This window comes from Corynebacterium lipophilum, from assembly GCF_024102595.1.
Taxonomy (GTDB): domain Bacteria; phylum Actinomycetota; class Actinomycetes; order Mycobacteriales; family Mycobacteriaceae; genus Corynebacterium; species Corynebacterium pseudogenitalium.
The window spans coordinates 16,678-30,197 of record NZ_JAEUWV010000001.1 but is presented as its reverse complement, the minus strand read 5'-3'; the positions used below and the strand labels follow the sequence as shown (position 1 = coordinate 30,197).

At 59.3% G+C, this 13,520-nt stretch carries 13 protein-coding genes, 1 pseudogene and 1 riboswitch; of the genes and pseudogenes, 4 read left to right on the top strand and 10 right to left on the bottom strand.

Going from position 1 to position 13,520, the window contains the following annotated elements; translation table 11 throughout:
- Positions 1-310: 310 nt before the first annotated feature.
- A complete protein-coding gene (locus JMN37_RS00145) occupies positions 311-706 on the bottom strand; it encodes a DUF3040 domain-containing protein (RefSeq protein WP_252930746.1) in 396 nt (131 codons plus the stop codon).
- Positions 707-802: 96 nt separating this feature from the next.
- The gene (locus JMN37_RS00140; protein WP_252930745.1) at positions 803-1,237 is read right to left on the bottom strand and encodes an SAV_6107 family HEPN domain-containing protein; all 435 of its coding nucleotides are present in this window, start codon (positions 1,235-1,237) and stop codon (positions 803-805) included.
- A gap of 129 nt (positions 1,238-1,366) precedes the next feature.
- On the opposite strand from JMN37_RS00140, the gene JMN37_RS00135 reads away from it, so the two are divergent.
- The 3 genes from JMN37_RS00135 to JMN37_RS00125 are packed head-to-tail and all read left to right on the top strand — an operon-like array spanning position 1,367 to position 4,583.
- A complete protein-coding gene (locus tag JMN37_RS00135) occupies positions 1,367-1,939 on the top strand; it encodes a GNAT family N-acetyltransferase (RefSeq protein WP_252930744.1) in 573 nt (190 codons plus the stop codon).
- Between the two features lie 56 nt (positions 1,940-1,995).
- Complete coding sequence (locus JMN37_RS00130; protein WP_370295775.1) at positions 1,996-3,108, top strand: polyprenyl synthetase family protein; 1,113 nt, start codon at positions 1,996-1,998, stop codon at positions 3,106-3,108.
- 2 nt (positions 3,109-3,110) lie between these two features.
- Positions 3,111-4,583 carry an alpha-(1->6)-mannopyranosyltransferase A gene (locus tag JMN37_RS00125; RefSeq protein ID WP_252930742.1) on the top strand — a complete coding sequence of 491 codons (1,473 nt, stop codon included), beginning with the start codon at positions 3,111-3,113 and terminating at the stop codon, positions 4,581-4,583.
- Here the strand turns inward: JMN37_RS00125 and JMN37_RS00120 are convergent.
- Positions 4,552-4,914, bottom strand: a complete 363-nt coding sequence (locus tag JMN37_RS00120; protein ID WP_240492798.1) for an Rv2175c family DNA-binding protein — start codon at positions 4,912-4,914, stop codon at positions 4,552-4,554. The genes JMN37_RS00125 and JMN37_RS00120 overlap by 32 nt on opposite strands.
- A gap of 48 nt (positions 4,915-4,962) precedes the next feature.
- Here JMN37_RS00120 and JMN37_RS00115 point away from each other — a divergent pair.
- Positions 4,963-6,150 (top strand): annotated as a pseudogene (locus tag JMN37_RS00115) (protein kinase domain-containing protein); the annotation flags it as partial.
- Between the two features lie 37 nt (positions 6,151-6,187).
- Here JMN37_RS00115 and JMN37_RS00110 read toward each other — a convergent pair.
- From JMN37_RS00110 to JMN37_RS00080, 7 genes are all read right to left on the bottom strand, one after another.
- Positions 6,188-7,576: a class II 3-deoxy-7-phosphoheptulonate synthase gene (locus JMN37_RS00110; protein WP_252930740.1), complete on the bottom strand. Its 1,389-nt coding sequence runs from the start codon at positions 7,574-7,576 to the stop codon at positions 6,188-6,190.
- Between the two features lie 86 nt (positions 7,577-7,662).
- On the bottom strand, positions 7,663-8,175 hold the full coding sequence (locus JMN37_RS00105; RefSeq protein WP_070976528.1) for a polyadenylate-specific 3'-exoribonuclease AS: 513 nt from the start codon (positions 8,173-8,175) through the stop codon (positions 7,663-7,665).
- A 189-nt stretch (positions 8,176-8,364) separates the two neighbouring features.
- Positions 8,365-9,105 carry a lysophospholipid acyltransferase family protein gene (locus tag JMN37_RS00100; protein ID WP_070362198.1) on the bottom strand — a complete coding sequence of 247 codons (741 nt, stop codon included), beginning with the start codon at positions 9,103-9,105 and terminating at the stop codon, positions 8,365-8,367.
- On the bottom strand, positions 9,098-10,069 hold the full coding sequence (locus tag JMN37_RS00095) for an ROK family protein (RefSeq protein ID WP_252930739.1): 972 nt from the start codon (positions 10,067-10,069) through the stop codon (positions 9,098-9,100). Before JMN37_RS00095 ends, JMN37_RS00100 begins: the two co-directional genes overlap by 8 nt.
- A gap of 11 nt (positions 10,070-10,080) precedes the next feature.
- Positions 10,081-11,226 carry a glycosyltransferase family 4 protein gene (locus JMN37_RS00090; RefSeq protein WP_252930738.1) on the bottom strand — a complete coding sequence of 382 codons (1,146 nt, stop codon included), beginning with the start codon at positions 11,224-11,226 and terminating at the stop codon, positions 10,081-10,083.
- Between the two features lie 5 nt (positions 11,227-11,231).
- Positions 11,232-12,278 (bottom strand): C40 family peptidase, encoded by a 1,047-nt coding sequence (locus JMN37_RS00085; protein WP_083433139.1) that lies wholly within the window; start codon positions 12,276-12,278, stop codon positions 11,232-11,234.
- Between the two features lie 125 nt (positions 12,279-12,403).
- Complete coding sequence (locus JMN37_RS00080; RefSeq protein WP_070362194.1) at positions 12,404-13,147, bottom strand: C40 family peptidase; 744 nt, start codon at positions 13,145-13,147, stop codon at positions 12,404-12,406.
- 12 nt (positions 13,148-13,159) lie between these two features.
- A riboswitch (cyclic di-AMP (ydaO/yuaA leader) is annotated at positions 13,160-13,333 on the bottom strand.
- Positions 13,334-13,520 lie beyond the last annotated feature (187 nt).

The following is a 13,520-nucleotide window of genomic DNA, read 5'->3' as shown; positions in this document are numbered from 1 at the left end:
CGCGCCTTCCGCTACGCCCCACTTTAACCCACTGTGCCCCACAAATGCCACACCACACACAAAAAAGATTACCGACTTCAACATAATCGCAGGTCAATGAGCAAGAAGACGGTGGGGCGCCCTCCCCCTTTCGCGCTTCACAATAGCCACAATCACCCCACTAGTCGACTAGATACGCAAAGAAATACCCACAAGAGTCCATCTCCACATACACGTGTGGGCAAAAGTGGAGAATGTGGGTGAAAGTGGGGCGCTTCGCCCACACAATAAAAAACGCCCCCCAGTAAAGGGGGCGTGGTCCTTTTTAGGATTAAGGCCGATCCTCGAACCGGCGTTTAAAGTTCTGCTCCATCGAGCTCACTCGAGGAGACTTCGGCTGGTTCCGGGAAACATTCCGCAACTGCGATACAGATGGGCCATGCGCTGGGGTGCGCAACGCCATGATTCCACCAGCCATCATGACGCCGAACCCGATAACGCTAATGATTACTGTCCAAATGGAAAGCGAGGCAAGCGCAACACCGCCGAGCAACAACACCACTCCAAGCACCATTAACGCAACGCTGCGCACCGTAATCCGGCCTGTGGACGATGGAGCCGCATAGTCGGCGTTTCGGCCGACGCTTTGCACAAATGAAGGGTCATCTGCCATGAGTGACTGCTCAATTGCGCGGAGTGCTTGCTGCTCCTGTTCAGAAAGTGACACTGCTCTACTCCCAAGCTCCAAAGCGGACGTTGCTATCCATACAACGGCCATCCTAGCGCCTTTGTTCCCCGGGAGACGAGGGCAAGATTGCCCGGGCTAAGCCGCAACACCATTTCCGGCAGGAAGTGCCTCGAGGTAGAACTGTTCCGCCTGCTCAAGCAACTGCGCAACCCTGTCAGCTGGCGGCATATGCTCAATCCCTGAGGCAACGCGGCCGCGTTCCCGCGAGAACGACTCAAACACATTCGCCCACCGCTCACCGCCCTTCCCCGTGAGCGCAAGCTTCTTCCACGCACTACTTGGCAGCCGCTTTCGCTTCTGAATTACCGGACTATCGGAACACACCGCACCCGCAGTCCGCAGCGCTGCACGGTAGGCATATTCCATAGCCTCGTCGTACGCCCCCTCCTCAAATCGCCCATAGGCATACGTGAGGCAACCATCGGCAGTTTCAAGAAACTGGTCACGCTTCGATTGACGGACGCGAGCACCGTAAACTTCGTTCGTTGTCGCAGAGATAACGCTGTTCATGTTGATTTCTCCTTCATTTCCCTTTCGCATTTGAGATGAATATAGAAAATGGGTCCGACAAACCCCCCAGAACTTCGCTCATTTGTTCGAATATGGCGAAACTTCCCGAACTCATGGTTCGATAAAGGCATGAAGACCGAAATCCGCCGACTCACATCGGCCGAGTACCTTCTTGCAACGCCCACACTCGTCGACCTCTATATGGAGGCCATGGACTACACGGTCAATGTTCGGGCACAACGCATCTCCTCCTGGCGCCAAGAGGCTCTCTCCCCAGGCTTCACTGCAATTGCGGCAGTTGCTGACGACACGATCATTGGCATTGCATACGGAATGTTGGGACAGCGTGAACGATGGTGGGATCAGCAGCTCAGGCGGGCGCTTGCCATGCAAGGGGGGCCGTCGAAAAGCGAAAAGGAGTTACTCCAAAGCTACTTTGAGGTCGCTGAAATCCATGTGCTCCCTAGCTATCAAGGGAGAGGTATCGGCGCGAGGTTGCTCCGGGAGCTCCTGCGCCTTGCGCCGGCAAAGTTTGCTCTACTGTCTACCCCTGAGGTCGAGCACGAGGACAACGGTGCGTTCAAGCTCTACCGCAAATTTGGGTTCTCCGACGTCGCACGTAACTACCTCTACCCCGCTGATCCGCGGCCATTTGCGATTCTTGGGCGATCGCTGCCACTCAGCGCCTCACCAATGTTGTAGGTTTGTCGTGGTAACTCGGTAGTCTCTAGGTGCATACGTCTACGACAGATTCTGGAATGGAGCACAACGTGTCTGAAGTATCCTCACAAGGGCCGACGCTCGAGGCTATCCCCGCACTTGTTGAGGAGCAGCTTCGCGTGTTCTTCGACGGCCAGGAATCGGTAGTCGCGGAAATTGGTGCCCCAGTGGAGGACGCAGTCTCTTACCTGCGCAAGTTTGTCCTCGGTGGAGGCAAGCGGATACGGCCACTGTACGGTTGGGCAGGCTTCATCGGTGCAGGAGGGCTTGACCACAGCCAGGAGAACCCCGACGCAGTGCTGCGCGCAGTGAGCTCACTCGAGTTCATTCAGGCATGTGCGCTCATCCACGACGACATTATCGACGCCTCCGACACCCGGCGAGGCAACCCAACAGTGCACCGCGCAGTTGAGGCAACGCACCGCAACGAAGGCTACCGTGGTGACGCCGCTTCGTTCGGCGAGCACTCGGCCATTTTGATTGGCGATCTTGCGCTGGTGTGGGCAGAAGACATGTGGCGATACTCGGGGCTCACGAATGATGCCCTCGACCGCGCGGCGAAGCCGTGGGTGGGGATGCGCACTGAGGTGATCGGCGGCCAGCTGCTGGACATCATGTTAGAGGCTAAGGGCAGCGAATCTGTTGAGCTCGCAGACAAGGTGAATCGGTACAAGACCGCTGCGTACACGATTGAACGGCCGCTCCACCTTGGCGCCGCGATTGCCGGCGCGCCGGATGCAACGATCGTCGCGTTCCGTGGTTACGGACGTGATATTGGCATTGCGTACCAGCTCCGCGATGACATCCTTGGGGTCTTCGGTGAACCTGAGGTGACCGGCAAGCCGGCTGGCGACGATATCCGTGAGGGCAAGCGCACCGTCTTGTTCGCCACTGCGCTGGCAAACTTGGATGCGTCCGATCCTGCCGCAGCGCAACGCCTTCGCGACGGGATTGGTGTCGCAGCATCACCAGAGGAGCTTTCCGAACTCGCAGGGCTTATTCAAGAAAGTGGCGCCGTCGAGGCAGTAGAGGCGCGCATCGACCGCCTCACTGAATCAGGCCTGCAGCACCTTTCGGACGCAGGGATTGATGATGCAGTTGCGCAGTTCATGCGTGACTTAGCTATCAAAGCCACGGCTAGGCGTATGTAGCAATGAAGTCTCTTTCGCCGACACGACTAGGGCTGCTGGCAAGTATCTTGGTGGCCCTTGGTTCCTTTGGGGCCGGCGCCACCCGCAACCGTGGCGGCGTGATGCGTATGTTGGGTGTCGACAATCTGACGTACGGGCACGGGCGTGCGCTCATGGACATCACGATGAGCGTCGGCATCGTTTTGTTGTTGCTTGCCTGGCTGTGGCTGTGGCGTACGCGTCCCACCTTCGATACGGTACGGCGCACCACCTGGCTGTGGACCGCACCACTCGCGCTGAGCGCACCGATGCTCTCGCGCGACGTGTACTCCTATCTGATGCAAGGCGCCATGCTTCGCGACGGCTTCGACCCATACTCAGAAGGTGCGGCCGTCAACCCCGGCCCGCTGCTGTGGGAAGTCTCGCACGACTGGCGCAACACCACCACCCCGTACGGTCCGCTGCACCTGGGGTTAGGCAAGCTGATCACACTGGTAACTGGCGATAGTGTAGGCGTCGGCATCGTTGCATATCGGCTCCTAGCGCTGGCGGGTTTCGCGCTGATTATCATCACGGTCCCGAAAATTGCGCAGCAGCTCGGCGGCGACAGTGCATTTGCGCTCTGGATTGGAGCGACGAACCCCTTGATGCTGCTGCATATGGTTGGCGGCATGCACAACGAGGCCGTGATGGTGGGGCTCGTCAGCGTCGGCATCGTGTGGGCACTACGCCGCCCAGCAACCTTCGCCACTTTTAGTGGCGCCATCGCTGTGGTGGCTGTTGCGGTCTCGCTCAAGGCCACGGCTGCCGTGGCGATGCCTTTCATCGTGTGGCTGATGGTTGCCCATTTCGCGGGTGCATCAGCATCTGTGCTTAAGAAGTGCGGCGTGTTCATCCTTGCCACGGCTTGGTCTATCGCGCTGACAGGCGGGGTGCTTTATGTTGTCACCGCGGCGTCTGGCGCGTCGTGGGGCTGGCTGGCCGAGATCTCCGGCAACTCGAAGGTGATCAACCCGTTGGCAGGGCCCACGCTGGTCACCGAGATACTCACTCCCGGGTTCCAGCTTTTCGACGACCACTTCTACTACAACAGCCTGCTCGTTGTCGTGCGCGCGGCCGCTTCCATCCTGATGTTGGTGGCGTTAGCCGTTGTGTGGTGGTGGTTCCGCCCGAAACCGGGTGCAGCGAACGACGTGCGCGCTGTCCAGGGCACGACCGCCGCGTACGTCGCCGCGTTCATCACGAATGCGGTCACGCTCCCCTGGTACTACGCGTCGATTTTGGCACTCGTGGGAACTTTCCGGGCACCGCGGTGGGTGCAACAAGTCGCCGTGGGTGCGAGCGTGATCATCGTGCTGGCGTTTACAGGCGGCGGTAACCACCGCTTTTACGATGCCTGGTTCCTCGTCGCGGCACCGTTCGTGACCTTTGCAGCAGTGCTTGCGGTGTGGCCGTTTAAGCAGGCTAAAACGCCATCGCCTGTGCTCGGCGAATAACTTCGCGGGCACCATGGCCGTGCAGCGCGTCGATTGGACGGCCGCTCAGTGATTCATCGGGGGTGAATAGGTACTGGAGCGACTCTTCGGGGGAAAAGCCGCCGTCCGCAAGCACGGTGATCGCCCCGCTGATGAACTTTGACATCTCGCCGTCCGCCAGCAGGAGCGCAGGAATGTAATTCACGCCGTCCTTGCGGTAAACGAGGAGCTTGTCGGCGTGAACATAGTCGTGGATTTTTGTGACTGGAACGCCGAGTGTTTCCGCAACTTCGGGAAAGGTCAGCAGTTCATCGTGTTCGAGCAAAGAATCAATAGTCTGTTGAGCACTCACGACCGACAGTTTACGCGTCGAGAGCACGTTTGGGCCATACTGGAGCGCATGGCACAGCTCGCAGTTGGAGACACGCTGGACAACCGGTACATCATCGATCGCCCCATCGCACGCGGTGGCATGGCGACGGTGTACCGCTGCGTCGATACACGTTTAGGCCGTGAGGTTGCCGCCAAGGTGATGCACGAGTCCTACGTGCATGACAGCGTGTTTCGTGAGAGGTTTCGTCGAGAAGCTCGGGCGATGGCCCAGCTTTCCCACCCCAACCTGGTCAACGTGTACGACTTCGCTGCCCAAGGCGAACCCACGAACCAAGTATTTTTAATCATGGAGCTCATTACCGGTGGAACACTGCGTGAGCTGCTCGCCGAGCGCGGTCCCATGCCACCGCACGCCGCCGCCGAGGTAATGCGGGCTGTGCTCACTGGCCTCGCGGTCGCGCACCAAAAAGGAATGGTGCACCGCGATATCAAACCGGACAATATCCTGATTAACAGCGATCACAGCGTCAAGCTTGCGGACTTCGGCCTTGTGCGCGCAGTCTCAGACATCACGCATTCCACCGACCAGATCGTAGGTACGGTCGCCTACCTCTCCCCCGAGCAAGTGGACGGTTCACCGATCACGCAGGCCTCCGACGTCTATTCCGCAGGCATCGTGCTCTTTGAGCTACTCACCGGCCAGCAGCCCTTCAACGGCGATACCCCCATCGCGCACGCCTTCGCACGGCTACATGATGTGGTGCCCGCGCCCAGCTCTCGGATCGGAGGCGTACCAAAGCTTTTCGACGAACTCGTGGCCACCGCCACCGCGACCGACCCCCACGACCGCTTCCATGATGCATCGGAGTTCCTCGCTGCGCTCAACGACGTAGCGGACGCGCTTGAGCTACCACCCTACGCGGTACCCGTACCAAGGCATTCCGCAGCGAATCGTGCCGCCGCTCACCCCACGCAGTTTCGCCTCCGGCCGAATTCAACAGATGATTCCCCTAGAACACGTGTGGATGCGCCGACAGTCCAGCCCCCGGCGCCTGCACCGCCACCACCACAGGTGCCAGCCCCGGCTCCACCGCAAGCCCCGCTTTCCCCGGCGCGACCTCGCAAGCCGGTGAGCAACCGCTCGGGAATCGGCCTGGCAGTTTTCCTAGTGTTCAGCGCAATCTGCACAGGCTTGGTTGCGGTGGGCGGCTGGTGGCTCGGGTCCGGCATGTACGGCGAGATTCCGCAGATCCTCCTACCGATGCCCTAAGGCGCCACCGCCGCGCGCAATCTTAGTAGCGCAACATCTCCGCTACGAGGAAGGCCAACTCGAGTGCCTGCTCAGTGTTCAAGCGCGGGTCGCAGGCAGATTCGTAGCGGCCTGGCAGGTCAACGTCAGTGATGTCCTGCGCACCGCCGAGGCACTCGGTGACCGCCTCGCCGGTCAGCTCAATGTGGATGCCACCCGGGTGCGTGCCCAACTGACGGTGCACCTCGAAGAAGCCCTGGACCTCATCCAGAATCTTGTCAAAGTGCCTGGTCTTGTAACCATTTGACGCCGTAAAGGTGTTGCCGTGCATCGGGTCGCTTTGCCAAATCACCTTATGGCGAGATGCCTCGACGGCGTTGACGATGCCTGGCAACACTTCGCGAATCTTGTCGTGCCCCATCCGGATCACCATCGTCAAACGGCCAGGCTCGAAGTTCGGGTCGAGCTTATCCGCGTACGCCACGGCCTCTTCTGGTGTGGTCGTCGGCCCCAACTTGATGCCGATCGGGTTATCGATCATCGCGGCGAAGTTCACGTGGAAGTCATCGAGATCGCGGGTGCGTTCGCCGATCCACAGCTGATGCGCGGACAGGTCATACAGCCGCGTCTCCCCCTGATCGTCTTCGGCGAGGCGCAGCATAGCCCGCTCGTAGTCCACAAGCAGAGCTTCGTGGGAGGCGTAAATCTCCGAGGTCCGGAGGTGTTCGTCGCTCACGCCACAAGCATCCATGAACGCAAGCGAGCGCGAAATCTCACGGCCGAGCGCCTCGTAGCGTGCACCCGCCGGCGAGTTGGTCACAAACTCGCGGTTCCAAGTGTTGATGTTGTGCAGGTCCGCGGTACCGGACGCAGTAAGCGCGCGAACCAGGTTCATAGCCGCAGACGCATTTGCGTACGCGCGGACCATGCGAGCGGGATCATGGCGACGCGCCTCCGGAGTCGGTTCGACGCCATTGACGATGTCACCGCGGTAATTCGGCAAGCCGTTACCGTCGAGATCGGATGAACGTGGCTTTGCGTACTGCCCGGCGATACGCCCGAGCTTCACTACGGGCATCGACGCGCCATACGTCAACACCGCCGCCATCTGCAGGAGTGTACGCACGTTCGCGCGGATATGAGGCTCTGTGTTGGACTCAAATGTCTCCGCGCAGTCACCACCCTGAAGCAAAAACGCCCCACCGTTAGCGACCTTCGCCATTTTCTGCTTGAGCTCTTCAACCTCTGGGGCAAGAACTACCGGCGGTACAGATTCGAGAATCTTCCGCACATACTCAGCCTCATGACGGTCCCAGCTCGGCTGCTGCTTTGCGTCACGCGACAACGCGTCCTGGAACTGTGCATTGAGGTCTCCCGGGAGCGGTGGCAAATCGGGGAGAACTTCTTTGGGGATATCTACTGTCCAACTCACACTTAATGTTTAGCACGAAGCTGCGACGAATACCACAACTTTGCGGCGCGAATACCTGCACAGACTCAAAGTGTGAAACGCGCGTCTCACGATCTAGACGCGCGGCCAAGCCGGTCGAGCGGCAAATACTCCGCGCATACGCGGTACTTCTTCAAGTTATGGCGCGCATCTACCAATGCATCGTGGTTCCCGCGCGGCACCTGTGGCAGCCTCGGCCGCCCCGCCATTTCCCAGTACTGCTTCAGCTCACGAGTAAAGCGCGGAAGGTTCTTCGGCAACCCGGTCATGTCACCCCACAGCTGCGCCAGCACAACGTGATCGTACGCCCCCACCCATGCCCAAAGCTCCGGGGCGGAGCGGGGCGTCGTCAAGAAATCGTAGACCTCGCTGCGGATCTGCTCCCGCGACTTCCATGCGGGGTGACCAGCACCGGGCAGTTTATCCAAGACATTGTCGCGCACCCACTGATTCGCACGCGCGGCGTCAAACTCATTGGACACCGCGTAGTATTCACGACCGTCCTCCGCGACGATGCCGATGGAGACTAGCTCAATGGTCGAGCCGTCTTCGATGAACTCTGTGTCGTAAAAGTAACGCACTAGTTCGCCTCACCCTCCGGGCCCTCAGGTTTGCGTGGCCAAAACATCACCGCTGCAACGAACAGTACGAGTAGCGGCGAAATCACATTCCTGGCTATCTCAAGTTCACTCGTGACGAGATACGCTCCCACCGCGCAGCACACGAGCACAATACGAGTAACGAGGTCCCGGTCCATCAAACGTCCTTACTTAATCCTCTTCGGGCTCGGCGCCCTCAGGATAGCGCCCCGTCTCTTCCAGATGCTTTTTGACGTCCGAAGCATACACATCCACGTACGGGTACCCGGACAACGCAGACATCTTATGCATCACGAAGTCCGTAAACGGACGCATCACCTCCCGCGAGTGCGGATCAAATCCGTGCTCCGTCGCCCAAGCGTGCGGGTCAATAGGTTCGCTGAGCTTGATGCGGACCTTCGCCGGGCGCGGAAGCACCGACCCGATCGGGTTCGCCTCGCGGGTGCCAATCATGGCCACCAAGATCACCGGCGCTCCCGTGTCCATCGCGACACGAGCCATACCGGTGCGCCCCTTGTAGATCCGACCATCCGGTGAACGCGTGCCTTCCGGGTAGATACCGAACACGTCGTTGCGATCAACAATCACCTCGCGCGCAGCCTGCTGCAGGTTCGCGCCCGCATTCGAATCACCGCGATGCACAGGGATCTGACCAACAGCGGTAAAGAAAAACCGCTTGAACCTGCCCCTCAAACCAGGTTGCGTAAAGTACTCGCTCTTCGCCGGAAACGTGATTTGCCGACGCAGCATCAGCGGCAGATAGAACGAATCCATCACCGCTTGGTGGTTCGAGACAAGAATGACGCCGCCTTCGTCCGGCACATGCTCCGCGCCTTCAATCGTGGGACGATTCCACACGAGCAGCGCTGGACCTAGCAACGCTTTAAACGCCGAATACCACTTGTTATGCACGGTGTCTCCCTGCTAGATCCTCACGAGCCAAGTCTGCGACACCGATCATACCTGCCTGCGGGCCCAGCTCTGCGCATAGAATCTCCGGAACAGGGCGGTACCCGGAGCCAACCATGTTACGACGCAACGAATCCTTGGCATCTTCCATAAAGAGATCTGCGTCGGCGCTCACGCCACCGCCAAGAACCACCAGGCCCGGATCCATAACGTCAGCCACTATCGACAAACCACGGCCCAGCCACTCCGCAAAACTCGCAAGCGCCTTCACGCCAAGCTCATCGCCCTCGCGTGCAGCCTCCATCACGTCATGGCCCGTCGCCCGCTTATCGACGACCTTCCGGTACAAACCGCACTTCTTAAAACCGCCGTGCGCTGCAACCTCCAAAGCACAGTCCACCAACGACGTGCCCGAGGCGTACCGCTCCAAGCAGCCCTGCTTACCGCAGGAACACACGCGCCCATCTGGCACAACAGTCAAGTGCCCGAACTCGGGGGCAGTGCCGAACGATCCGCGGTAAATCTTGCCATCAATCATCAGCGTTGCGCCGATACCGGTACCGACGGCAAAGAACACCCAGATATCCGCATCCTTTGCTGCGCCAAATCGGTATTCACCCCAGGCTGCCGCGTTGGCGTCGTGCTCAAGGCGAACCGGTAGCCCCAGAGCCTCCTCAAGCTGCGCCCGAACCGGCTGGTCGTTGCGCCACGGCAAATGCGGGGCGAACCGCACGATCTCGCAGTCCGGGTCAAGAAAACCGGCGATAGCCAAGCCGACAGCATCAACCACGTACTCCCGCTGCAGCTGCCGCACCATATCGACGATGACGCCGATAAGCTCATCACCAGTCTGCGGAGTACCAGTAGATATCGATGCAACGATGCGCCCAGAGTCATCAACCACTGCTGCGCGAGTATTCGTCCCGCCGATATCAAAACCGACAGTCAGCTTGGATTCAGTAGACATACATGACCATGCTAGTCGCCGAGAGCCTGAGAAAATAATAATTTCTCACACCGCTCCCCCAACACCTGCCACGAAAACTCCCGCTGCACATGGCGTCGCCCCGCCTCCCCCATCGATTCCCGCAGCAGGGGATCACGCAGCAGACGCACCAACGCCGCGACAAGTGCATCATCATTCTTATCGACGACCACTCCGCTGTGGTCTGTCACCGTTTCCGGCGCACCGCCCGAATCACCAGCGACCACCGGTACCTCACACGCCTGGGCCTCGAGAAACACAATCCCGAGGCCCTCAACGTCGAGGCCTCCGCCGCGGGTACGAACCGGCATCGCGAACACGTCTGCAGCCGCAACGATTCGACACAGGTCATCGTCGCTGACCCGCCCGGTGAACCTGACACCGTCGACGCCCTCCGCCATCGCGTGAAGCCGACGGGCATACGGCCCCTCCCCAACAATCACCAATTGTGCACCCGGCACCTGCTCGCGCACCCTCGGCAGGACGCGGATCAACCGGTCTTGCCCTTTGCGCTTCACCAGACGCGACGCACACACAATCAGCGGAGACTCCGCGCCGATTCGGAACGAAGCTCTGGTCTCCAACTTCTCCTGCTGCGTTGCGGGCGCGTAGCGGGACGTCGATACGCCTGAGGGAAGCGCAACGAACTGAGGATTCGGACCAAATGCTTCCTTGAATCGCCCCAGTGTGTACTCCGAAATGTACGTGATTACATCGGCACTACCGCCAATCGTTCGCAGCAGTCGACGACCAATGCGAAACATTGACCACCCGACCTCATGGCCATGCGTCGTTGCCACAACCCGCGAAGCACCCGCACGCTTCGCAGCACCCCCCATCACTCCAAGAGGAGCTGCAGCACCAAACCACACCGTATCGACGTGCTGTTCCCTGATAATTCGCTGCATCATCCTCCGGACAGCAGGAGTAGGCAACATCACCGGAAAAGGCCAACGAATAATCGTGTACGGCTGTTCCACATCCCAAGCGAGAGCAGCCGCCTTATCCTGCATCGAGGCAAACACAATGATGCTCTGCGCCCCACGACGGTGAACGACCTCCTGCACATAATCCCGCAAGTACGACTGAATCCCACCGACAGTCGGTGGGAAATCATTCGTCACCAATAAAACAGTCATGGTGCCTAATAACGGACAGCGCCCTGGACCGGCATCGAATTCAACGGGACAACCTGAACCGGAATACCGTAGTCAGAGGCATGCACAACCATGCCGTCGCCGATATACATGCCAACGTGCGTCACTCCCGGGTAATAACCGACAATGTCACCTGGCTGCAGGTCCCCCATGCTCACCGGCATGCCACCAGCAAGCTGAGCCTGCGAGGTACGCGGGATCGCCTTACCGTTTTGCCCGTAAGCCCACACCATGAGCCCAGAGCAGTCGAACGCCGACGGCCCCGTCGCGCCCCAGCCATAAGGCTTGCCAACCTGCGCGAGCGCGGCACCGACAACCCCATCCCCCACCGGAGGCAACGAGCCAGCATCAACGGGGTGCAGACGTCCCTCCCACAACGAACGCGCCTCCGGCGACAAATTATCGACGCGCGCCTCAATCTCCTCAATCTGTCCCTGCAGCGCCTCGCGCTCACGCTCGAGCTTCGAACGCTTTGAATCAAGATCATTTCGGAGATACTGCGCTTCCGCAAGGGCTACGTTTGCAGCATTCGCCTTCGTTGCCGCGTCCTGGGCAGCGCCCTCGTACTCGCGGAGCACGCTTTGCTGCTTGCGGGACAGCGAATCAAGGTACGCAGCACGGTCAATAGCAGTCTGGGGACTACCAGAGTCCAGCGTTGTAAGGATCACATCGGCCTGGACGTTGCGGTACCGGGAAGCAGCGAGGCGGTCTACTTCCCTTTGGAGGTCATCACGAGCGATTTTCGCAGCTTGGACTTGGGTACGCGCATCCGCCGCGTCAGACTGCAAGCGCTCAAGTTCCTCCGACTTCGCGGCAATATCATCCTCGACGCCCTTGAGCTCTTCTACCTTTGCGGTGACCTCATGCGAAAGCTCATCAACCTGATGAATCAGTTCCTCGACATCATCCGCTACTGCGGACGGAGCAGCAACGCTACTGCCCACAACGACAGAGAGCGATGCACCCAGCGCCACGCGCTTCCCCCAGGAACGCCCATTTGCAACATGACGCGCATGTAAAGAGTGTTTAGCCACTTAAAGCCCCTTCGCTGGCAAGAAAAACTATCACCAATATAGCGAGAGGGGCTTAAAGTTACAATCCTGTAATTCTTCTGCCGACCCCCACCACAATCGTTTGGATCGGCCGATAAATACCGTGCTTAGAAGCGCACAGCGGAGTGCACTGGCATCATGTGCAGTGGACGCTCAGCGACCGGAGCGTTGGTGTTCAGTGCATCAATGATAGTGCCGTTGCCGGTGTAGATACCAACGTGGGAAGCACCACCGTAGTAAGCCACGATGTCACCAGGCTGAAGCTGATCAAGCGGAACCGGAGTACCCGCAGCCGCCTGCGCCTGCGAGGTACGAGGGATGGACTTACCAGCCTGCGCATATACCCAGGAGGTGAAACCGGAGCAGTCGAACACGTTCGGGCCTGCAGCGCCGTATACGTATGCAGCACCAATCTTTGTACGTGCAATATCAACCAGGCGCTGACCTGCGGAGACCTGCGGCGCTGGAGCAACTGCCGGCGCAGCAACGTTTGCGGAGTATGCCTTCGCGACTGGCGCCTTGAACTGAGCCTCGACGTTTGCCAGCCATGCACCAAACGAAGGTACGTTGTTAACGCCAGGAACCGCACGAACCTGTGCAATTGCCGTTGGGACATCAGCATTGGACTTCTGACCTGCCAGGGATGGGATCCAAGCCTCGATGCCAGGAATCGCAGCGATGCCCGGTACGTTCTCAATACCTGGAACCTGAACAGCTACCGGCGAGTTCGGGACGCGAACCTCAGCCGCCTCTGCAGAGATTGGCGAGAGCAGCGAGGCACCTGCAGCTGCTGCGGTCACTACCGCGACGTTACGTGCAGTGCTGTGTGCCTGACGACGGTGCTTAGCCATAATTGTAAAACTCCATATCTTCTCTTTTGCCGACCGAGTTAGCTGACGGGTTGGGCTAGAGAACCAGCCTTACGACTTCCACGGAAAACTCCGCTCTCGTTCGCATTCACCCCAGAGGGAAAATCCTGCTTGGGTCCCCGGCTTCCCGAAGCCACTAAGGCTCAGGGAATTAGGCGCTATAGGTACTTACTGTTTGCTTTTCAACGGCTGTTGCTGCAATGTCTCGATTAGGTTACGAAACGGAAACATCTTTGTCCAACGACACGGCCGTTATCGTTCCGTTATTTTTCCTCTCCCCCATTTCGCGCGAATATTCCTGAGAACTGCAAGCCGAGCGCCACAATGTGCCAAACCAGACAAATGACCCCCTACC